The sequence below is a fragment of the Streptomyces sp. CBMA152 genome, assembly GCF_014596475.1.
GTDB lineage: Bacteria > Actinomycetota > Actinomycetes > Streptomycetales > Streptomycetaceae > Streptomyces.
Genome location: NZ_MECJ01000019.1, coordinates 128,464 through 147,411 on the forward strand (window position 1 = coordinate 128,464; position 18,948 = coordinate 147,411).

The 18,948-nt window shown below is 71.4% G+C and carries 19 protein-coding genes and 3 tRNA genes; 13 read left to right on the top strand and 9 right to left on the bottom strand.

Going from position 1 to position 18,948, the window contains the following annotated elements; genetic code table 11:
• Window positions 1-69: 69 nt before the first annotated feature.
• The gene (gene upp, locus BG418_RS18355) at window positions 70-705 is read right to left on the bottom strand and encodes a uracil phosphoribosyltransferase (RefSeq protein WP_188274988.1); all 636 of its coding nucleotides are present in this window, start codon (window positions 703-705) and stop codon (window positions 70-72) included.
• A 108-nt stretch (window positions 706-813) separates the two neighbouring features.
• Here upp and BG418_RS18360 point away from each other — a divergent pair, with 108 nt between their 5' ends.
• From BG418_RS18360 to BG418_RS39965, 9 genes are all read left to right on the top strand, one after another.
• The gene (locus BG418_RS18360) at window positions 814-1,062 is read left to right on the top strand and encodes a hypothetical protein (RefSeq protein ID WP_188274989.1); all 249 of its coding nucleotides are present in this window, start codon (window positions 814-816) and stop codon (window positions 1,060-1,062) included.
• 135 nt (window positions 1,063-1,197) lie between these two features.
• Entirely contained in the window at window positions 1,198-1,767 is a 570-nt protein-coding gene (locus BG418_RS18365; protein WP_223185031.1) for a hypothetical protein, read from the top strand.
• 44 nt (window positions 1,768-1,811) lie between these two features.
• Window positions 1,812-2,240 carry a tRNA adenosine(34) deaminase TadA gene (gene tadA / locus BG418_RS18370; protein ID WP_188275011.1) on the top strand — a complete coding sequence of 143 codons (429 nt, stop codon included), beginning with the start codon at window positions 1,812-1,814 and terminating at the stop codon, window positions 2,238-2,240.
• Between the two features lie 103 nt (window positions 2,241-2,343).
• Window positions 2,344-2,428 (top strand) — tRNA-Ser (locus BG418_RS18375).
• Window positions 2,429-2,847: 419 nt separating this feature from the next.
• Window positions 2,848-3,009, top strand: a complete 162-nt coding sequence (locus tag BG418_RS18380) for a hypothetical protein (protein WP_188274990.1) — start codon at window positions 2,848-2,850, stop codon at window positions 3,007-3,009.
• Between the two features lie 97 nt (window positions 3,010-3,106).
• Entirely contained in the window at window positions 3,107-3,400 is a 294-nt protein-coding gene (locus BG418_RS18385) for a Dabb family protein (protein WP_188274991.1), read from the top strand.
• A 200-nt stretch (window positions 3,401-3,600) separates the two neighbouring features.
• Window positions 3,601-4,452 (top strand): RNA polymerase sigma factor SigF, encoded by an 852-nt coding sequence (locus tag BG418_RS18390; protein WP_188274992.1) that lies wholly within the window; start codon window positions 3,601-3,603, stop codon window positions 4,450-4,452.
• 234 nt (window positions 4,453-4,686) lie between these two features.
• Window positions 4,687-5,646 (top strand): RNA polymerase sigma factor SigF, encoded by a 960-nt coding sequence (locus BG418_RS18395; RefSeq protein ID WP_188274993.1) that lies wholly within the window; start codon window positions 4,687-4,689, stop codon window positions 5,644-5,646.
• An 852-nt stretch (window positions 5,647-6,498) separates the two neighbouring features.
• Complete coding sequence (locus tag BG418_RS39965) at window positions 6,499-6,741, top strand: hypothetical protein (protein WP_223185061.1); 243 nt, start codon at window positions 6,499-6,501, stop codon at window positions 6,739-6,741.
• Window positions 6,742-6,750: 9 nt separating this feature from the next.
• On the opposite strand, the gene BG418_RS18405 is transcribed toward BG418_RS39965, so the two are convergent.
• Entirely contained in the window at window positions 6,751-6,960 is a 210-nt protein-coding gene (locus BG418_RS18405; RefSeq protein WP_188274995.1) for a hypothetical protein, read from the bottom strand.
• 262 nt (window positions 6,961-7,222) lie between these two features.
• On the opposite strand from BG418_RS18405, the gene BG418_RS18410 reads away from it, so the two are divergent.
• Window positions 7,223-7,699, top strand: a complete 477-nt coding sequence (locus tag BG418_RS18410; protein WP_188275013.1) for a MarR family winged helix-turn-helix transcriptional regulator — start codon at window positions 7,223-7,225, stop codon at window positions 7,697-7,699.
• A gap of 15 nt (window positions 7,700-7,714) precedes the next feature.
• Complete coding sequence (locus tag BG418_RS18415) at window positions 7,715-9,349, top strand: MDR family MFS transporter (protein WP_188274996.1); 1,635 nt, start codon at window positions 7,715-7,717, stop codon at window positions 9,347-9,349.
• Window positions 9,350-9,475: 126 nt separating this feature from the next.
• On the opposite strand, the gene BG418_RS18420 is transcribed toward BG418_RS18415, so the two are convergent.
• The 7 genes from BG418_RS18420 to BG418_RS18450 form a co-directional block, all read right to left on the bottom strand.
• Window positions 9,476-10,249 (bottom strand): TetR/AcrR family transcriptional regulator, encoded by a 774-nt coding sequence (locus BG418_RS18420; RefSeq protein WP_188275014.1) that lies wholly within the window; start codon window positions 10,247-10,249, stop codon window positions 9,476-9,478.
• Between the two features lie 193 nt (window positions 10,250-10,442).
• Window positions 10,443-11,975, bottom strand: coding sequence for an MFS transporter (locus BG418_RS18425; RefSeq protein ID WP_188274997.1), 1,533 nt, complete (start codon window positions 11,973-11,975; stop codon window positions 10,443-10,445).
• Window positions 11,976-12,359: 384 nt separating this feature from the next.
• Window positions 12,360-13,097 carry a response regulator transcription factor gene (locus BG418_RS18430; protein WP_188274998.1) on the bottom strand — a complete coding sequence of 246 codons (738 nt, stop codon included), beginning with the start codon at window positions 13,095-13,097 and terminating at the stop codon, window positions 12,360-12,362.
• Between the two features lie 175 nt (window positions 13,098-13,272).
• A complete protein-coding gene (locus BG418_RS18435) occupies window positions 13,273-13,641 on the bottom strand; it encodes an antibiotic biosynthesis monooxygenase (protein ID WP_188274999.1) in 369 nt (122 codons plus the stop codon).
• Window positions 13,642-13,773: 132 nt separating this feature from the next.
• The gene (locus BG418_RS18440) at window positions 13,774-14,718 is read right to left on the bottom strand and encodes a DUF2797 domain-containing protein (RefSeq protein ID WP_317453688.1); all 945 of its coding nucleotides are present in this window, start codon (window positions 14,716-14,718) and stop codon (window positions 13,774-13,776) included.
• A 43-nt stretch (window positions 14,719-14,761) separates the two neighbouring features.
• Window positions 14,762-14,834: transfer RNA gene (locus tag BG418_RS18445), tRNA-Arg, on the bottom strand.
• 339 nt (window positions 14,835-15,173) lie between these two features.
• A tRNA-Ser gene (locus tag BG418_RS18450) sits at window positions 15,174-15,267 on the bottom strand.
• A 231-nt stretch (window positions 15,268-15,498) separates the two neighbouring features.
• Here BG418_RS18450 and BG418_RS18455 point away from each other — a divergent pair.
• A complete protein-coding gene (locus BG418_RS18455) occupies window positions 15,499-15,939 on the top strand; it encodes an SSI family serine proteinase inhibitor (protein ID WP_188275001.1) in 441 nt (146 codons plus the stop codon).
• 331 nt (window positions 15,940-16,270) lie between these two features.
• Window positions 16,271-18,948 (top strand): PAS domain-containing protein (locus BG418_RS18460; protein ID WP_188275002.1); only part of this gene is annotated, 2,678 nt, incomplete at its 3' end.

Below are 18,948 nucleotides of genomic sequence, written 5' to 3' on the forward strand. Positions count from 1 at the left end.
GGGCGCGGGGAACTGCGCGACCAGCCACAGACGGTCCGCAGCCGAAAAACAGCGCTGTCCAGCGAAGTACTACTCCGCCGAGCCGTACATGCGGTCACCCGCGTCGCCGAGGCCCGGCACGATGTACCCGTGCTCGTTGAGCCGCTCGTCCACAGAAGCCGTAACCACCGTCACCGGCGTACCCGCGAGCTCGCGCTCCATGACCTCAACGCCCTCGGGAGCAGCGAGGAGCACGACCGCGGTCACGTCGTCCGCGCCGCGCCTGATGAGCTCCTTGATGGCCGCGACCAGCGTGCCGCCGGTGGCCAGCATCGGGTCGAGGACGTACACCTGGCGCCCGGAGAGGTCCTCCGGCATGCGCGTCGCGTACGTGGACGCCTCCAGCGTCTCCTCGTTGCGGATCATGCCGAGGAAGCCCACCTCGGCGGTCGGCAGCAGCCGGACCATGCCGTCCAGCATGCCGAGGCCCGCGCGCAGGATCGGGACCACCAGCGGACGCGGGTACGACAGCTTCACGCCCGTCGTCGGGGTCACCGGGGTCTCGATGTCGACCTGCTCGGTGCGCACATCGCGCGTGGCCTCGTACGCGAGCAGGGTGACCAGCTCGTCGGCGAGGCGCCGGAAGGTCGGCGAGTCGGTGCGCTTGTCGCGCAGGGTGGTGAGCTTGTGGGCGACCAGGGGGTGGTCGACGACGTGGAGACGCATAACCCCACAGTAACCGGGGCAGCGGGCCCTGCGCGCCGTCCGCGCTGGCATCAAACCACCCACCCGGGGGAAGGTGGGAGGGACTGACACACCCGGGGCGGTGCCCACATGGCCAAGCAGCAGGACCACCGACAGGACCGACAGGGCCGGGACGACGAGCCGGCCGCGACCGACGCCGACAGCGGCGCGGACCCGTACGGCGAGCCCGCCGAGACGGCCGCCGAGCGGCGCCGCCGGCGCGCCCACTTCCTGCGCGAGCTGCACGAGGCGAAGGCGCTGCGCGACCGGGTCCAGCCGCGCCGCGCCCGCGCGGCCCGTATGCGTCAGGCCATGCGCATGCGAACCTTCCGCTGGTGACCTGAGAACCGGGCTCCACGACGACCGGGAGAAACGACCGGAGAAACGCAACCGCGGAAGAACTCTCGCAACGGCGTTGTTTCTGCAACGATTCCAGTGAAGCCACGGCCGGGGGGACCCCCAACCGGCACGCCTATGACCAGTGGGAGAGTCACGGTGTACTTCGCCGCACTGCTCGCGCGCACCGAAGACGGGTGGGAAGCGAGCGACACAGAGCTCGACGATGTGGAGACCCTGTCCGACCTCGCGGACCTGGCCCGGGAGGCCACGGCCGAGGGGGCCGACGACACGGTGCTCGTCTTCATCGAGCAGGAGGATGTCTGGTTCGGTGTCGTCCGTTTGGACGGCGAGGAGGACCCGCGCATCTACGTCTCGAACGCCGCCGCAGCCGCTCGTTCCTCGTACGGGGAGATCCTCCTCACCGACGAACTGCTCGGCCGCGATCCGGCCTCCGAGGACAGCGCCGACGACCTGGACGCGCTGGACCTCGACGGCACGGAGGACGGCGACCTCGAAGAACAGGAGGAAGTCGACGACGAGGCCGTCGACGGTCTGGACCCGGTGCCCGCGGGCCCGCTCGGCGACACCGCCATCCTCGCCGACCTGGGCGTGAGCGAGGGGCAGCTGCTGACCCTTGACTCGGACGCGCTGGTGGAGATCGCGGACGCGCTGGGAGCGGCCGAGGTCCTGGAGGCCGTCCGCTAGTGGCCGTGGCGCACGATCCCGTACGCGACCCCTGGACGGAGCCGATGCGCACCGCCCTGGGGGAGGCCGGGCGGGCCGCGCTGGCCGGCGATGTGCCGGTCGGCGCCGTCGTGCTGTCCGCGGACGGCACCCTGCTGGCGACGGGCCACAACGAACGCGAGGCCACCGGCGACCCCACCGGCCACGCGGAGATCGTCGCGCTGCGGCGCGCGGCGGAGAAGACCGGCGAGTGGCGGCTGACCGGCTGCACGCTGGTCGTGACCCTGGAGCCGTGCGTGATGTGCGCGGGCGCGCTGGTGCAGTCCCGGGTGGAGCGGGTCGTGTACGGGGCGCGCGACGAGAAGGCGGGCGCCGCGGGCTCGCTCTGGGACCTCGTACGGGACCGGCGGCTCAACCACCGCCCCGAGGTGATCCAGGGCGTCCTGGAGGACGAGTGCGCCCGCCAGCTGACGGCCTTCTTCCGCGACCGCTGAGGGGCCGGTGACGGGGCGGTGACGAGGGTGGTGACCCACGTCTCACCCCGGTCGCCGCATACGGATTTCAAACCACGGCCCACCTTGGGCTAAGCTCTCTCTCGGTAGCGTGTCCGAGCGGCCGAAGGAGCTCGCCTCGAAAGCGAGTGTGGCGCAAGTCACCGAGGGTTCAAATCCCTCCGCTACCGCTTGTGAAGGGCCCCGACATCGTCGGGGCCCTTCGTGCGTCTCCTGTACGGGTACGCCGAAAAGCCCCGGCCATGGACGGCGGCCGGGGCTTTGGCTTCTCGGGACGGGGGGAGCGGCGTCGGGGGGACAAAGCCGCTCCCCCCGGCGAGAACAGGACCTGCAAGTCCTCGCCGCGTTCAGGGGGAAGCTCGCGGCGCTGACCCCGCAGTGAGGTCCTGTTCCGGGCCCGTGGATTCCTGCCAGATCCCTCGGGCTCTGGAACCATCCTGCTCTCCCGTCACGTCCGTAACGTGCGGCGAAGGGCCCCGAACCGGGGGTCCTTGGTCCTTAAAGACGGGGTGAGGACGCGAGCGGTGTTGGTTAGACTCACGCGATCATGTAGGGGAATCGCACAGGGGATCGGGGAGGGTGCACGCACGTGGACGTGAAGAAGGTCCTGCTGTACAGCGCGGTCGTCTTCGTGCTGTACACGATCATCACCTCGCCGGTGCAGGCCGCGGGCATGGTCCAGACGGGCTTCGAGGGGATCTCGTCCGCCGCGAAGGGCATAGGCAAGTTCATGACAGAGCTGGTGCGCTGAGTTCCGACCCCTGGCGCGCTGGTCCGCCGGCTTCGCCGCTGCTGCTCGTACGATCTTCGAGGGCGCTGACTCGAACGTACGACGGCAAGGAGCACACATGATCCGCCATCTGGTCCTCTTCAAGCTCAACGAGGGCGTCGCGCGCGACGAGCCGCGCGTGGCCGCCGGGGTGAAGGCGTTCCAGGAGCTGGACGGACTCGTGCCCGAGCTGCGGTTCTGGGAGTGCGCCTGGAACATCACCGACCGGCCCATCGCGTACGACTTCGCCATCAACTCGGCGGTCGAGGACGCGGCCGCGCTGAAGCGCTACCTCGAACACCCGGCCCACCAGGCGGCCGCCGCGCAGTGGCGCGAGTTCGCCACGTGGGTGATCGCCGACTACGAGTTCTGAGCCGGTACGCGCAAAGGCCCCGCACCCCGTGGTGCGGGGTTTTTCATGTGCCTTTGTGCCCAACTTGCCCTCAACACGTGGATATACGGTGCTTGCACACAGTGGACATGTCTTGTGATGCTATGACCGCTTTTGACGGATGAGTCGACGATGCGTCGACAGTCACCGGATCACAGGACCACAAAGGGGTGGCGTTGACCGTGCCGGCCAGTACCGCACCTCAAGTGCCGCCCCAGAACGAGCCCCAGGAGGCCCCCGAGGCGCACCGGGCCCCCCTGCGCCCCAGCAGCCGGGGGGCCGACACCCGGGCGCTCACCCAGGTGCTCTTCGGGCAGCTGAAGGGCCTTCGGCCGGGCACGCCGGAGCACGACCGGGTACGCGGGGCGCTGATCGAGGCGAACCTGCCGCTCGTGCGGTACGCGGCCGCCCGCTTCCGGTCCCGCAACGAGCCGATGGAGGACGTCGTCCAGGTCGGCACCATCGGGCTCATCAACGCGATCGACCGCTTCGACCCGGAGCGCGGGGTGCAGTTCCCGACGTTCGCGATGCCGACGGTGGTGGGCGAGATCAAGCGGTACTTCCGGGACAACGTGCGCACGGTCCACGTGCCGCGCCGGCTGCACGAGCTGTGGGTCCAAGTGAACGGCGCCACCGAGGACCTGACGACCGCTCACGGCCGCTCGCCCACGACCGCCGAGATCGCCGACCGGCTGAAGATCGGCGAGGACGAGGTGCTGGCCTGCATCGAGGCGGGCCGCTCGTACCACGCGACCTCCCTGGAGGCGGCCCAGGAGGGCGACGGCCTGCCGGGCCTGCTCGACCGGCTGGGTTACGAGGACCCGGCGCTGGCGGGCGTGGAACACCGCGACCTGGTCCGCCACCTTCTCGTACAACTGCCCGAACGCGAACAGCGGATCCTGATGCTGCGCTACTACAGCAATCTGACGCAGTCCCAGATCAGCCAGGAATTGGGCGTATCCCAGATGCATGTGTCCAGGCTGCTGGCCAGGAGCTTCGCGCGGCTTCGATCCGCAAATCGAATCGAGGCATAACCGGATCGAGTGATCCACCTTCGGCCGAACATCTGGGCCGGAAAACCGGCACACCCCCCTCTAACTGCACGGATCCGCGCCTGACTTGTCGACATGTCACTACAGCGTGTTGCCGACATGTGACATTCTGCTGGAACCGCGTTTGCCGCAGCTCCGCCTCCGGTATTCAGGTGGAGGCTGCGTTCCTCCGATGGTCGTGGCCACCGCGACCGTCCGCGACCTCAAGGGGGTGGCATGTCCGCAGAACAGGGCAGCTCGAAGGTGCAGGTGCTCACGCTCACGCTCACGAAGAGCGCGCCCGCGCCCGATGTGTGCCAGAGCTCGGTAGCAGCCATCGACTCCGTGGAGGCCGCGGAAGTCCTCCGCTTCCCGGAGCCGGCCGCCCCCCGGCGCGAGGCGACCGTCCGCCCCTCGACCGGCTCCCGGGACCCCATCGACACCCGGACCCTGTCCCGCTCCCTGTTCCTGCGGCTGGCCGCGCTGGGCGGCGGCGACAGCCCGGAGCGTACGTACGTACGCGACACGCTGATCGAGCTGAACCTGCCGCTCGTGCGGTACGCGGCGGCCCGCTTCCGCTCGCGCAACGAACCGATGGAGGACATCGTCCAGGTCGGCACGATCGGCCTGATCAAGGCGATCGACCGCTTCGACTGCGAGCGCGGGGTCGAGTTCCCGACCTTCGCCATGCCGACGGTGGTCGGCGAGATCAAGCGCTTCTTCCGCGACACGTCGTGGTCGGTACGGGTGCCGCGCCGCCTCCAGGAGCTGCGCCTGGCTCTGACGAAGGCGAGCGACGAACTCGCCCAGAAGCTGGACCGCTCCCCCACCGTCCCGGAGCTGGCGGCGGTGCTCGGCGTCTCCGAGGAGGACGTGGTCGACGGCCTGGCGGTCGGCAACGCGTACACCGCCTCCTCGCTCGACTCCCCGTCCCCCGAGGACGACGGCGGCGAGGGCTCCCTCGCGGACCGCCTCGGCTACGAGGACGCGGCGCTGGAAGGCGTGGAGTACCGCGAGTCCCTCAAGCCCCTCCTGGCCAAACTCCCCCCGCGCGAACGCCAGATCATCATGCTCCGCTTCTTCGCGAACATGACGCAGTCCCAGATCGGCGAGGAGGTCGGCATCTCGCAGATGCACGTGTCCCGGTTGCTGACGCGGACGCTGGCGCAGCTGCGGGAGGGGTTGATCGCGGACTAGGCCCCCCCTTCCCCCAGCTGCGGGATGCCGCTGGGGGAGCCCGCCCCTACGGGCTGCGGGCGCCCGTACCCCCTCGCCGCTGCGGTGTGCCGCTTACCCTCTCCCCCCCCCAGCTGCGGGCAGCAGTGCCGCTGGGGCTGGGGGTCCCCCCTGCTCCTTAAGGGCTTGGGGGAGGGTGGGCGCGCGGCACTCCGCGTGCGCGGGTTAGCACATCTGCCTCCCCCGCAACCACGTTCCCGGGTTCCCATTTGACGGTGCGTCAGCAACACTGGCCGGATGCGACGTGCTGCGTTGATCGGCATAGCGGCAGCGGCCACGTTCGGCCTGGGCGGGACCTTGGCTGCCTGCGGCGGGGAAGGTGGCAAGCCGTACGTTGCGCTGGGCGCGGCTGGGCCTACGCCTGGCGTTACGGGTGCGGTGCCGCCGCGCGGCAAGGTGGAGCTGGTTCCGCTGGACGGGAGCGCGGGTACGCCGTCGACGACTGCGGGCAACACGCCCCGCACGGGGGCGTCGGGCTCGGGTCAGGCATCAGACACAGCCCGGCGGGACGGGGGCGTCTCTGTGCCCACCCGTGCCGCCCCTAGCGGCACCGCTGCCCACAGCGACGGGGGAGGTGGCAGCGGCGACCCAAGCAGCGGAAGCGACCAGGCAACCGGTGGCAGCGGCGGGGCCGGGGGCGCCGGTCAGGATGGCGGAGGCACCGGTGGCAGCGCGGGCGGGGCCGGTGGGGCGACTGGGGGCAGGGGCAACAGCAGTGGCTCCGGGGGTGCACCCCCGCAACCCCCCGCGCCCGCCGCCCTGAACGTAGGCGCGATCACCCGCACCCCCACCACCCCCCGCTGGTGCGACCGCGTGACCGTTCCGCTCAGGAACACCGGTGGCGCGCCCGTTCGGACAGGCACGCTCACGTTCGCGACGCACGTCATCGGGCTGCTCGGGGTCGACTGGGCGACGCTCACGTCGACCCAGCCGCTGCCGGCGCCGATCGCCGCCGGGGCGACCGCGTCACCCACGTACACCGTGTGCGTGGACTGGTGGCGGGTCCCCATCGGGATGCACGTGGAGACCCGGACGGTCACCGCCGACTGGCGGTGACCGGGGACGTCAGCCGAGCGCCAGCCAGGCGACGCCCGCGAGGACGGCCAGGACGATGATGACGCCCGCGATGAGGCCGACGCGGGGACCGGCCGGCGCCGCCGCCGGGGTCGCCGCCTGGCGGCCCTGCGGCGCGCCCTCGTCGACGAAGGCGCGGAACATCTGGGTGCTGCCCGCGGGGTCGTAGTTGCCCTCGGGGCCCGGGGTGTTGTGTGCCATGCACGGGACCCTAGCGAAGTCCGGGGTTCCGCCCAACCCCCGCCCCCGGACGCACACGCCACCCGCACACCGGACGCGAGCCATCGGCCGACGACCCCGCACCCGCCCCCACCTGCGGGTTGACTTCCCGTATGCAAATCCTTTGCGCGCACTTTACCCACCTTCCCCGCCATTCGCTTGCCTTCAGCAACCAACCACCCCTATCGTGCTTATGGTTGCCCTAAGCAACGAGATCATCGCTGACCTGGACCGGAGGAACCCGATGGCCGCGCAGAGCCACTACGAGGAACTGGCCCGGCAGCTCAGCGCCATCGGGGCCGTGAAGCGCGGGCTCGGGCGGATCCTGCCCGCCGAGTGCCCGGCCGGGTCCGCCGCCGTGCTCACCCTGCTCGGGCGGCACGGCGAGATGCGGATGAGCCGGCTCGCCGAGCTGCTCGACGTCGACATGTCGGTGACCAGCCGCCATGTCGCGCACGTCGCCGCCCGCGGCTGGATCGAGCGCGACCCCGACCCCCTGGACAAGCGCTCCCGCATCCTGCGGCTGACCCCCGCCGGGCACACCATGCTCGACGAACTCGGGCGCCGCACCGCGGACATGTTCGCCCACACCCTGCGGGACTGGACCGACGACGAGGTCGGGCAGCTGAACGCCATGCTCGCGCGCCTGCGAGAGAGCTTCGACTGCCGGACGACAGCCCCCGCCATCAACCCCCGTACACCCGCCGCACAACTCACGTAACAGACAAGGAAGTTCATGGCCACCACCACACCGGCCGGTGTGCGGGACGGCAGCGCCGCGCACGGGGGGCACCCCTCCGACGGCGGCGCGCCGATGACTCACCGGCAGATCATGGAGGCGCTGTCCGGGCTGCTGCTCGGCATGTTCGTCGCCATCCTGTCCTCGACGATCGTCTCCAACGCGCTGCCCCACATCATCGGCGACCTCGGCGGCGGCCAGTCCGCGTACACCTGGGTCGTCACGGCCTCGCTGCTCGCGATGACCGCGACCACGCCGCTCTGGGGCAAGCTCTCGGACCTGTTCAGCAAGAAGCTGCTGGTCCAGATAGCCCTGATCATCTACGTCAGCGGTTCGATCGTCGCGGGCCTCTCGGTCAACGCGGGGATGCTGATCGCCTGCCGCGTCGTGCAGGGCGTCGGCGTCGGCGGTCTCTCCGCGCTGGCCCAGATCATCATGGCCGCGATGATCGCGCCGCGTGAGCGCGGGCGGTACAGCGGTTACCTCGGTGCCACGTTCGCGGTCGCGACCGTCGGCGGGCCGCTGCTCGGCGGCGTCATCACCGACACCGACTGGCTCGGCTGGCGCTGGTGCTTCTACGTCGGCGTGCCGTTCGCCGTCATCGCGCTGATCGTGCTCCAGAAGACCCTGAAGCTCCCGGTGGTCAAGCGCGAGGTCAAGGTCGACTGGGCGGGCGCGTTCTTCATCAGCGCGGCGGTCTCGCTGCTGCTCGTGTGGGTCACCTTCGCGGGCGACAAGTACGACTGGCTGTCGTGGCAGACCGCCGCGATGGTCGGCGGCTCGGTGCTCCTCGGCGCGGTCTTCGTGTACGTGGAGTCGAAGGCGGCCGAACCGATCATCCCGCTGCGGCTGTTCCGCAACCGCACGATCACGCTGGCCTCGGCCGCGTCGCTCTTCGTCGGCGTGGCGATGTTCTCCGGCACGGTGTTCTTCAGCCAGTACTTCCAGCTGGCGCGCGGCGAGTCCCCGACGATGTCGGGCGTGCTGACCATCCCGATGATCGGCGGCCTGTTCATCTCCTCGACCGTCTCCGGCCAGGTCATCACCAAGACCGGGCGCTGGAAGGCGTGGCTGGTCAGCGGTGGCGCGTTCGTCACGGCGGGTCTCGCGCTGCTGGGCACGATGCGGTACGACACCGCGTACTGGCAGCTCGCGATCTACATGGCGCTGATGGGCCTCGGCATCGGCATGATGATGCAGAACCTGGTGCTGTGCACGCAGAACCAGGTCTCCCCGGCCGACCTCGGCTCGGCGTCGTCCGTGGTGACCTTCTTCCGGTCCCTCGGCGGTGCGGTCGGCGTCTCCGCGCTCGGCGCGGTCATGGCCAACCGAGTCACCCACTACGTCAAGGACGGCCTCACCGAACTCGGCCCCAAGGCCGCCGGGATGGCCCAGGGCGGCGGCGGTGGCGGCATCCCCGACCTCCACAAGATGCCCGCGCCGCTGCGGACGGTCATGGAGAGCGCGTACGGACACGGTGTCGCGGACGTCTTCATGTACGCCGCGCCCTGCACGCTCATCGCCTTCTTCGTGACGATGTTCATCAAGGAGGTCGCGCTGAAGTCCCGTGCGGCCGCCCCGGCGGAGGCCCCGTCGGAGACCGCGGAAGAGCAGAAGGCCTCGGCCTCGTAAAAGCTCGGGTGTCCCGAGCGGAGGCACCCGATACAGGGGTGGCGGGCAGGGGACGGCCCTGCCGCCCCGACTCCCCCGCGAAGGGGTCCACGCGCACCGCCCGTGGACCCCTTCGTGTTGTCCCGCTTATCCCTCGCGCTTCGCCTCGATGCCCGCGATCAGCAGGTCAAGGGCGAAGACGAAGTCCCGTTCGCGCATCTCGGCCACCGTGTCGCCGCCGCGCGCCTCCATGAGCTCCTCCGCGATCGCGAACTGCTCGTGGATCTCGGGGCGTTCGCGTACGGTGCCCATCGCCTGGGCGAAGTACTCGTCCTCGGTGACCCCGGCCTCCGCGCAGCGCGCGACGAACTGCCCCTCGATCGTGCCGAACCCGTACACGAACTGGAACACCGCCGACAGCCCGCCGGTCACACCGTGCGGCGGCAGCCCGCTGCGAGCCATGATCTTCTGGGCGGCGACCGAGAAGGCCATGAAGTTCGGGCCGATGTTGAGATACCGGCCCATCAGCGGGGACACCCACGGGTGGCGCACCAGCATCGCGCGGTAGCCGACGGCGAGCGCGCGGGTCTGCTCGCGCCAGTCGGCGCCCTCGTCCTCGACGTCCGGCACGGGCACCTCGGCGGCGACCGCGTCCAGGGCGAGTTCGAGCAGGTCGTCCTTGGTGTCCACGTACCAGTACAGGGACATCGCGGTGACCCCGAGCTCGCCCGCGAGGCGGCGCATGGAGAACTTCGCCGCACCCTCGGCGTCGAGGAGCCGTACGGACTCGGCGATGATCCGGTCGCGGTCGAGAGCGGCCGCGGGCTGCCCGGACCGCTTGGCCCGGCCCCCGGTCTTACCGGCCTCCAGCCACACGCTGGTACGCATCGGATGCTTCGCGCGGTCGGCTGCCGACACCATGGCGTGCCCTCCTCGTAGATCGTCGTCTGACGGAGCGTCGTCGGACTGGTCGTCGGACTTCTGTACGTACGACTGTCGTACGCCGTTCGTGCGGCAGTACGCCACAGCCGTCATCAGCCATGGGTCCACGGCGGTCAGCGGCCGCGGCGACCGGCGGAATACTGCCCTCCGTCGATCACCGCTCCGATGCTATCTAGGCTGCGGGTGCGGCCTGCGGCGCCGGGGTCTGCTCCCTGTCACTGTCAGAGCGCTCGGCGCGGGCGAGGAGGGCCGCCGCGAGCAGGCCGCCCGCGAGGACCGCCACCGCGCCGACCAGTTGGCTGGTCTGGAGGCCGTCGGCGAACGCGTCCGCGATCTTCTTGCGCTCGCCGTCGCTGCCCGCCGCCGCGAGCGCGGCCGGCAGGGAGGCGGCGCCCACCACGGACGGGATCAGCGCGGCGAAGCGTGAGTTGAGGACCGCGCCGAGGACGGCGACGCCCAGGCCGTTGCCGAACTCCGCGAGCGTGCCGTTGACGCCCGCGCCGACGCCCGCCTTCTCCGGCGGGATCGCGCTCATCAGGGTGTTGGCCATGGCGGGCATGGCGACCGCGATGCCCGAGCCCATCACGACCAGGCCGAGCAGCATGCCGGCGTAGTGGTCACGGCCGAGCAGCGCTATGGACGCGAGACCCAGGGCGTTGGCCGACATGCCGACCGCGATGGTCCTGGGCGTACCGAGCTTGGGCAGCAGCCGCGCGCCGACCCCCGCCATGTTCAGCGCGACCACGGCGAGCGCCAGCGGCGCCGTCCGCAGACCGGCCTCCAACGGGCTGTAGCCGAGCACGAACTGGAGGTGCTGGGTGAGCAGGAAGAGCGAGCCGCCCATCCCGAACGCGACCAGGATCGAGCCCGCGACCGCGCCGGTGAACTTCTGGTTCCGGAAGAAGTTCATGTCCAGCATCGGATACGGGACGGACAGCTCCCAGCGCGCGAAGGCCGCCAGCGCGACCAGGCCGACCGCCGCCGAGACGAGGACGTGCGTCGACGTCCAGCCGTGGCCGGGGCCGGAGATGATCGCGTAGACGACGCCGCCCATGCCGATGGTGGAGAGCAGCGCGCCGAGCAGGTCGGGCCGGTCACCGAGGGGGTTCTTCGACTCCGGGACCATGACCAGCACGGCGACCAGCCCGATGGCCGCGACCGGGATGTTGATCAGGAAGATCGCGCCCCACCAGAAGTGGTCGAGCATGAGCCCGCCGATCAGCGGTCCGGCAGCGAAGCCGAGCGAGTTGACGGTGGCCCACAGGCCGATCGCCTTGACCCGCTCCTCGTTGTCGAAGATCTGCACGACGACGGCGAGGGTGGTGGTCATCAGCAGCGCGCCGCCGACGCCCATCCCGGCCCGGGCGGCTATCAACTGCCCGGCGTTCTGCGAGAGTCCGGCCGCGAGCGACCCGATCCCGAACAGCGCGAGCCCGGCGGCCAGCATCTTCTTGCGCCCGTACCGGTCGGACGCGCTGCCCGCGGTGAGCAGGAGCCCGGACTGGACGAGCGAGTACGCGTTGATCATCCACTGGATGTCGGCGGTGGACGCGCCCACGGAGGTGGTGAGGGAGGGGATCGCGACGTTCAGGACGGTGTTGTCCAGCAGCACGGTGAGCTGGGCGAGGCAGATGACACCCAGAATCAGCCACCGCTGCGGGTGCCGCGAGGGGGCGGACGTGTTCTCGGCGGCCGTGGCCGTCATGCGGGCTCCTCATGCAGTTGTACAGCGTATGGGGACGTGCCGTACACCGTAAGGGGCTTCCTTGTACGGTGTAAAGCGATTTCCGTCTGGACGCTGGCAACTGGGTGGGAGCGGGTGGGTAGGGGCTGAGCGCGCAGTTCCCCGCGCCCCTGGGTATTTAGGGGCGCGGGGAACTGCGCGAGCAACCCAGCACGATCCGCAGCCGAACAGATCCCCCGGAGGGTTTAGGGAAGGGGCGGGGTGGGGGCTACTCCGCCGGCGACGCCAGGTCGTAGAACGTCGCACCCGCCGCGGCCAAACCGCCGAAGCGGTCGGCCGGGCCGGGGACGCGGCTGCCCGGGCCGAGATCCGCCAGGGCCGCGGCGCGGAGGCCCGGGCACCGGTTCACTCACCGGGCTTGATCAGATACCCCGCCCCCCGCCGAGTGTGGATCATCGGCGAGCGCCCCGCGTCGATCTTCCGGCGCAGATACGAGATGTACAGCTCCACGACGTTGGCCTGGCCGCCGAAGTCGTACGACCAGACCCGGTCGAGGATCTGCGCCTTGCTCAGCACACGGCGCGGGTTGCGCATCAGGAACCGCAGCAGTTCGAACTCGGTGGCGGTGAGATGGATGTTGACCCCGCCCCGGGTCACGTCGTGGCTGTCCTCGTCGAGCGTGAGGTCGCCCACGACCAGCAGCGACTCGCTCCGTACGGCCGCCGTGCCGGAGCGCCGGATCAGCCCGCGCAGCCGCGCCACGACCTCTTCGAGCGAGAACGGCTTGGTGACGTAGTCGTCGCCCCCGGCCGTGAGCCCCGCGATCCGGTCCTCGACCGCGTCCTTGGCGGTGAGGAACAGCACGGGCACGTCCGGGAGTTCGCGCCGCAGCCGCCCGAGGACGGCGAGGCCGTCCATGTCGGGCAGCATGATGTCGAGGATGACGACGTCGGGCCGGAAGTCCCGGGCGGCCCGCACCGCACCGGCTCCGTCCCCGGCGCTGCGCACCTCCCACCCTTCGTAGCGCAGCGCCATCGACAGCAGCTCGCTGAGCGCCGCCTCGTCGTCCACGACGAGCACCCGGACGGCCGCGCCGTCCGCCCTGAGCAATTCGGTACGCCCCTGGGGGGAGATGGTGGTCATGCCCCCACCCTGTGAGCGGCCCGTGAGAACACCCTTGGGCGTTTCTGTGAATTACCTGAGAAGTTACGAGGCGGGGCGATGCCGGGTGCCCTACAAGGGGCGCGGGGCTGTGACATTGTGCGGCTCCGCCGCGTGGGCGCGACCAGCCACAGACGGCCCGCACCCGACAACGCTCCTAAGAGGCCGCGCCGCTCCCACCGTCCCGCACGAAGTGGTACGCCCGCTCAACCTTGGCAACATGCAGGCTGTAGCTCTCGTACCACTCGGCCCGCCCGCGCCGCTGCGCACGCTGATGCTCCAGCCGCGACCGCCACGCGGCAATCGCGTCCTCGTCGCGGAAGTACCCCACGGTGATCCCGAGCCCGCCGGGCGTACGCGCGGACTCGTACCCCAGATACCCGGGTATCTCCTTCACCAGCTCGTTCATGAGCTCGGCGGTCTCTCCGTACCCCCGGTCCCCTTCCGTACGCAGGGAGGTGAACACGACGGTGTAGTAAGGCGGTTCGATACCGGCGACAAGACCGGCCACAAGGTGATCGCTCATGCGGCAACCTTCAGCTGTCAGTGGTCAACGTGTCCATACCCCTTACCGGAAGGGATCCAAAGGGGATCCAACTCTTGACCAAGGGGTACGGTGAGCGGCCCGGACGGCCTGGCGAGCGGGTCGGAAGCGGGTTCAGAACAGCTGGTCCTGCGGGTCGGGCCGCCGCCCCCGAAGCGCCCGTACGGGCACGGTCACGCCCCCGTCCCCAGGCGCGGCCCCCACCAGCCCCCACCCGCTCATGAGCCGCGTGTCCAGGACGACCACACGCCCGTCCCCCGTACCGAGATGCAGATCGGGCCCGGCCGCGGCCAGGACGCGCCCGGCGACGACCCCTTCGGGCACCAGCTCCGCGACCACCCCGTCGGCCGGCCCAAGCCCGGGCAGGCCGAACACCCGGGCGTGGTCGACGACGTCGCAGCCCAGCGCCGCCAGCGACTCCGGCCACCCGGCCAGCGCGACGGCCCGCGCGTGCACCCCCGCCACCTCACCGGCCCGCTCCTCGGCACCGGGCAGAGCGGCCCGTATCGCCCGCTTCTGCTCGTACGAGATCCGGTCTGGCACCCCCAACGCGGCCCGCAGCAGCTCCTCGCAGCGCCGCGCGGCCATCAGCGGCCCCCGCCCGAGCCACGAGAACGCAACCGCCCCCTGCTCCCGCAGCCGGGCACCCCCGCGCTCCTCGGCGGTGATCCCGACCTTGACGAGCCCGGGCCCGAACCAGGCCAGGTAGACCCGGTAGACCCGAGGATCATCGGGCACCCCGTCGGCGGCGACGGAATGCACCCGATCGAGCCGCCCGCACTCGGCGCACCGGGCCTGCCCACTGCCCCGCGCCACGAGCACGCGCCCCGGACACGCATTCCCCCGCGCCCCCACACACGTACGCTCCCCCACCACCCGGAAGCCGATCTCACCCCCGTACGCGATCGCACTGACCCGCCGCTCCCCGACACCCCGCTCCCACACCAGCCCAGGCCCGTCCTCCCCCCATCGCACCCCACCACTGCGCCACACCCCAGCCATGTCCACGACGGTAGCGGGGACCACTGACAACGGGACGGAACGCCGGAGCGCGGACATACGAGAAAGGCCCCCCGGATCTCTCCGGGGGGCCTTTCGGCTGTGCACTCGGCAGGATTCGAACCTGCAACCTTCTGATCCGTAGTCAGATGCTCTATCCGTTAAGCTACGAGTGCTTGTTGCGTTTGCTTCCCGGTTTTTTTCTTCCCGGTCGGCGTTGCGGGAACAACATTACATGAACCGCGCCGTGACGCGAAATCCATTCCCCACACCCCACCTGACCTGCGAAAACGCCTCTGCGTGAGCAAGGACGGGAAGAGCGGGCCGCGGGCGGCGATGTGCCCGTAAGAGGCGAAATGTGACCGGGGTCACCGGATCTGCGGGTCTCGTACGGGCGTAACCGGCCTCGACGGGGGGCAGCCTCAACAGTCGGGCGTCCGAGCCTCACTCGGTCCGCACCCGCCCCCGGAAACGGCCGAAGCCCCGGCCGTGAGGGCCGGGGCTTCGGGTCTTGCTGGCGGAGGCGGAGGGATTTGAACCCTCGATGGGCTTTAAGACCCAAACCGCATTAGCAGTGCGGCGCCATAGACCGGACTAGGCGACGCCTCCAGCACACCGTCTCGCGTACGCGAAGTGGTGCGTGCAGATGATGACACAGCCTTGCTCCGCGTCACCAATCGCACCCCACGGTACTAGGCAGGCGGCCGCCAGAGCAAAGCGTTACGCGGGCGCGCAACGCGAGGGCGTGCGACGCGTTAGTCAGGGGGAAGCAGAAGCCCCCCCCGGCCCCCAGAAAGCCCCCGGTCCCTGGAAACCCCCGGCCCCTGGAGTCACACGCCCATGTTGCGCCGCATCGCCCTCACCGCCCTCACCACCGCCGCCTTGTCCGCGTCCGGCTCCGCCGTCGCTTTAGCCGCACCACTGCCGCTGCCCACGCTCCCCCTCCTCGACGGCGGCAGCCCCGACCACCTCACGCTCACCGTCACGCACAACGGGGAGACCGACGGGACGTACGAGCTGACATGTCACCCGGCGGGCGGGAACCATCCGCAGATCAATCAGGCGTGCGACCGGCTCGACCGGGTCACCACCTGGGGCCGGGACCCGTTCGCGCCCGTCGCCCCCGGGACGGAGTGCACGATGATCTACGGCGGGCGCGCCACCGCCCACATCACCGGCAGCTGGGCCGGACGGCCCGTGGACGCCACGTACCGCAGGACCGACGGATGCGAGATCGCGCGGTGGGACGCGCTCGTGCCGGTGCTGCCCGGCGCGCGGTGAGTACGGGTACCCCGCCGCGGATCCCGAGGTGCACCCCGACGCGCGCGGTGAGCGCAGGTACCCCCACGCGTACCCTCAGGTGCACTCCGACGCGTACGGCGAACCGGTGAGCACGCCCGCGCGGCACCCGCGACACGCCGCCCCGGCCGGACCGGTGGGCGGGCAGGTGGGAGCGGTCCGACCCGTCGGTTCGATCTCCCGGCATACGCCATGGTCACAGAACCTTGGTGAGAGCTCCCCCTCATCCGCCGTCGCGCGGACATCCCCTGCCTTTAGACTCCCTCCCAGTGACAGGCCGCAAGGTGCAGTGGTTCAGGGAGGAAGCGTCGTCGTGAGCAGCAGGCCATCCCGAGGCGCTGCTCGCCTCGCAGCCATACTTGACGCCCTTCCGGACGGGCTCGTACTCGTCAACTGCAACGGCACGGTCGTCAACGCCAACACCATCGCCCTGGAGATGTTCGAGTCCCCGGGCACCGGGCTGGTGGGGCGGGGCGTGCTCGACCTGCTGCCCACCTTCGACTCCAAGCTCATCCCCGGCTCGATGCGCCGCCCCGAGTCCGAGGACGAGCAGGGCCGCACCAAGCCGACCCGGATGGTGGCCCGGCGCACCGACGGCAGCGAGTTCCCCGTCGAGGTGACCAGCGCCAACCTGGAGGACGGGCGCGACGCGTACGCCTCGCCGACCTCCACGTACGGCGGCGCCAGCGGGCACTTCTCCGGCGACGAACTGCTGATGATCGTCGTACGCGACCTCTCCGGCACCGTCGACACCGAGGCCGAACTGGCCCGTTCGCAGCGGCAGACCGAGATGATCCTGCGGGCCGCGTCCGAGGGTGTCGTCGGCACGGACACGGACGGGCGCGTCGTCCTCGTCAACCCCGCCGCCGCCCAGATCCTCGGCTACCGCGCCAGCGACCTCGGCGGCCAGGAGTTGCACCCGCTGGTGCTGCACTCGCGCGGCGACGGCGAGCCGTTCCCGTACGAGGAGAGCCCGCTCGCCGACACGCTGAAGTCCGGCCGCAAGCACCGCGTACGCGGTCAGGTGCTGTGGGCGAAGAGCGGCGCGAGCGTGCCGGTCGACCTGACGACCGCGCCGGTACGGGACGGTGACCTGCTGGTCGGCGCGGTGATGACCTTCACCGACCGCCGCCCGTACGAGGACCAGGCCGCCAAGCACGCGGAGATCCTGGAGCGCGAGACCTCGCGGCACGCCGAGGTCCTGGAACGGGAGACCTCGCGCTACGACGCGCTCTCCGCCCGGCACCAGCAGCTGCTCTCCGTGCTCGGCGGCTCGCTGCGCGGCCCGCTGGACGAGCTGCGGCGCGAACTGTCCACGCTGGCGGCCGACGACGCGGGCCAGCTGTGGCCCGAGGCCAACCAGGTCCTGCACCATCTGGCCGCCGGCTACGCCCGGATGACCACGCTCGTCGACAACGTCCTCGCCTACCAGCGGCTCGACTCCGGCACGGAGCAGCTGAAGAAGGCGAAGGTGCTGGTCGGGACGGTCGTGACGGCGGGCGTCGAGGGCGCGATCGAGCTGATCGGCCCCGGACGGGCCCAGTTCGCCGTCCACGCGCCGCCGATCGAGGCCGAGATCGACCCGGCGCGCCTCGCGACCGCGCTGGCGCACCTGGTGGCGGACGTCGCGGGCGTCGACGCCACGGGCAACGCCCCGGTCGGCGCGGGCGGCTACATGGACTCGACGGTCGTGGTCGCGGCGGCGGTACGCGGCGAGGTCGTACGGATCGAGGTGCGCGGGCCGTACGCCGGGGGCGACCCGGTGCACGAGCCCATCGTCCGGGGCATCGTGGCCGCGCACGACGGCGTGCTCCAGACCGTCGAGGTGCCGGGCATGAGCGGCAGCGCGTACGTCCTTGAGGTCCCGCTGGGGGAGGGCGCCGGGTCGGTGCCGGAGCCTGCTGCGATGGGGACCGAGATCGCGTTGATGGGTGCCCAGGAGGGCGTCCAGCCGAGCGCTCAACTCTCCGCTCAACTTCCCGCGCAGCAGGGCGCTCCGGCCGCCGGCAGCGGCCGTCGACGCGCGCGACGGGCCTCCACGGACGCGTTCCTGGAGAGCCCGGTCGAGGAGGAGAAGACCCCGACGGGCCGCCGACGGGCCCGCGCCCAGGCCGAGGCCCAGGAGGGGCAGGGTGGCGACGCCGTGGCTGCGCCTGCCGCTGCCTCTGGTTCTCCCGCTGAGCACATCCCCTCGCAGCAGACGGGCGACGGCCCGGTGCCCGCAGAGGACGCCTCCGGTACGGGACGGCGGCGCGGGCGGCCCAGCCCCGCCGAGGACGCCCCCGCGCCCGCCGAGGGCTCGGTCGTCACCGCCGCCGAGAGCGAGCGCCGACAGGGCGCCGGACGCCCGGCCGCGCTGAGCGAGACCGTCCCGCCGCAGGGCATGGCCGCCGACCCGGACACCCCCTCGGGCCGCCGCGCCCGACGTGTCCTGCCCGCCGGAACGGGCACCGCAACGGGCGCCGGAACCAGCACCGGAACCGCCTCCGGGGAGCAGGAACCGAGCGGCCGCCGGGCCCGACGCGCCCTCGCCGCCGCACCCGCCCAGCCCGAGAACGAGGGCGCGGTACGCACGGCGTTCGCCCTGCCCCCCGCCGAGGCCGACCGCACGCCCCAGCCGACGAGCCCGCTCCCGGCCGCCCCCGACGGCCGCGTCCCGGCGACCGGCCCCGCCGAGGCCCACCGCCCCCTGGGCAACGGCCCCGTCCCGGCCACCGGCATCCCCACGAGCGCCCCGGCCCACCGCCCCCTCCCGAACGGCCCCGCCGCACCCGCACCCGTAACCCCTGAAGCCGAGCGCACCCCGCTGCCCTCGGCGGCCGGTCGCGGACGCCACGACGCCGTACGCCCCGAGCCCGACGAGCACACCCCGCCGCAGCCGCATCCCGTCGAGCAGCAGCCCATGTGGGCCGTGGGCGGGGCGGTTCCGGCGAGCGGTCCGGCGGCGCCGGGCACCAGCGGCGCCGCGACGCCGCAGCCCGCGCCCGTGCG

What these genes read in the sequence shown, in the direction of transcription:
- upp (WP_188274988.1), bottom strand. Translation starts at nt 705, where the DNA reads ATGCGTCTCCACGTCGTCGACCACCCCCTGGTCGCCCACAAGCTCACC.
- BG418_RS18360 (WP_188274989.1), top strand. Translation starts at nt 814, where the DNA reads ATGGCCAAGCAGCAGGACCACCGACAGGACCGACAGGGCCGGGACGAC.
- BG418_RS18365 (WP_223185031.1), top strand. Translation starts at nt 1,198, where the DNA reads ATGACCAGTGGGAGAGTCACGGTGTACTTCGCCGCACTGCTCGCGCGC.
- tadA (WP_188275011.1), top strand. Translation starts at nt 1,812, where the DNA reads ATGCGCACCGCCCTGGGGGAGGCCGGGCGGGCCGCGCTGGCCGGCGAT.
- BG418_RS18385 (WP_188274991.1), top strand. Translation starts at nt 3,107, where the DNA reads ATGATCCGCCATCTGGTCCTCTTCAAGCTCAACGAGGGCGTCGCGCGC.
- BG418_RS18395 (WP_188274993.1), top strand. Translation starts at nt 4,687, where the DNA reads ATGTCCGCAGAACAGGGCAGCTCGAAGGTGCAGGTGCTCACGCTCACG.
- BG418_RS18405 (WP_188274995.1), bottom strand. Translation starts at nt 6,960, where the DNA reads ATGGCACACAACACCCCGGGCCCCGAGGGCAACTACGACCCCGCGGGC.
- BG418_RS18410 (WP_188275013.1), top strand. Translation starts at nt 7,223, where the DNA reads ATGGCCGCGCAGAGCCACTACGAGGAACTGGCCCGGCAGCTCAGCGCC.
- BG418_RS18415 (WP_188274996.1), top strand. Translation starts at nt 7,715, where the DNA reads ATGGCCACCACCACACCGGCCGGTGTGCGGGACGGCAGCGCCGCGCAC.
- BG418_RS18420 (WP_188275014.1), bottom strand. Translation starts at nt 10,249, where the DNA reads ATGGTGTCGGCAGCCGACCGCGCGAAGCATCCGATGCGTACCAGCGTG.
- BG418_RS18425 (WP_188274997.1), bottom strand. Translation starts at nt 11,975, where the DNA reads ATGACGGCCACGGCCGCCGAGAACACGTCCGCCCCCTCGCGGCACCCG.
- BG418_RS18430 (WP_188274998.1), bottom strand. Translation starts at nt 13,097, where the DNA reads ATGACCACCATCTCCCCCCAGGGGCGTACCGAATTGCTCAGGGCGGAC.
- BG418_RS18435 (WP_188274999.1), bottom strand. Translation starts at nt 13,641, where the DNA reads ATGAGCGATCACCTTGTGGCCGGTCTTGTCGCCGGTATCGAACCGCCT.
- BG418_RS18440 (WP_317453688.1), bottom strand. Translation starts at nt 14,718, where the DNA reads ATGTCCGCGCTCCGGCGTTCCGTCCCGTTGTCAGTGGTCCCCGCTACC.
- BG418_RS18455 (WP_188275001.1), top strand. Translation starts at nt 15,499, where the DNA reads ATGTTGCGCCGCATCGCCCTCACCGCCCTCACCACCGCCGCCTTGTCC.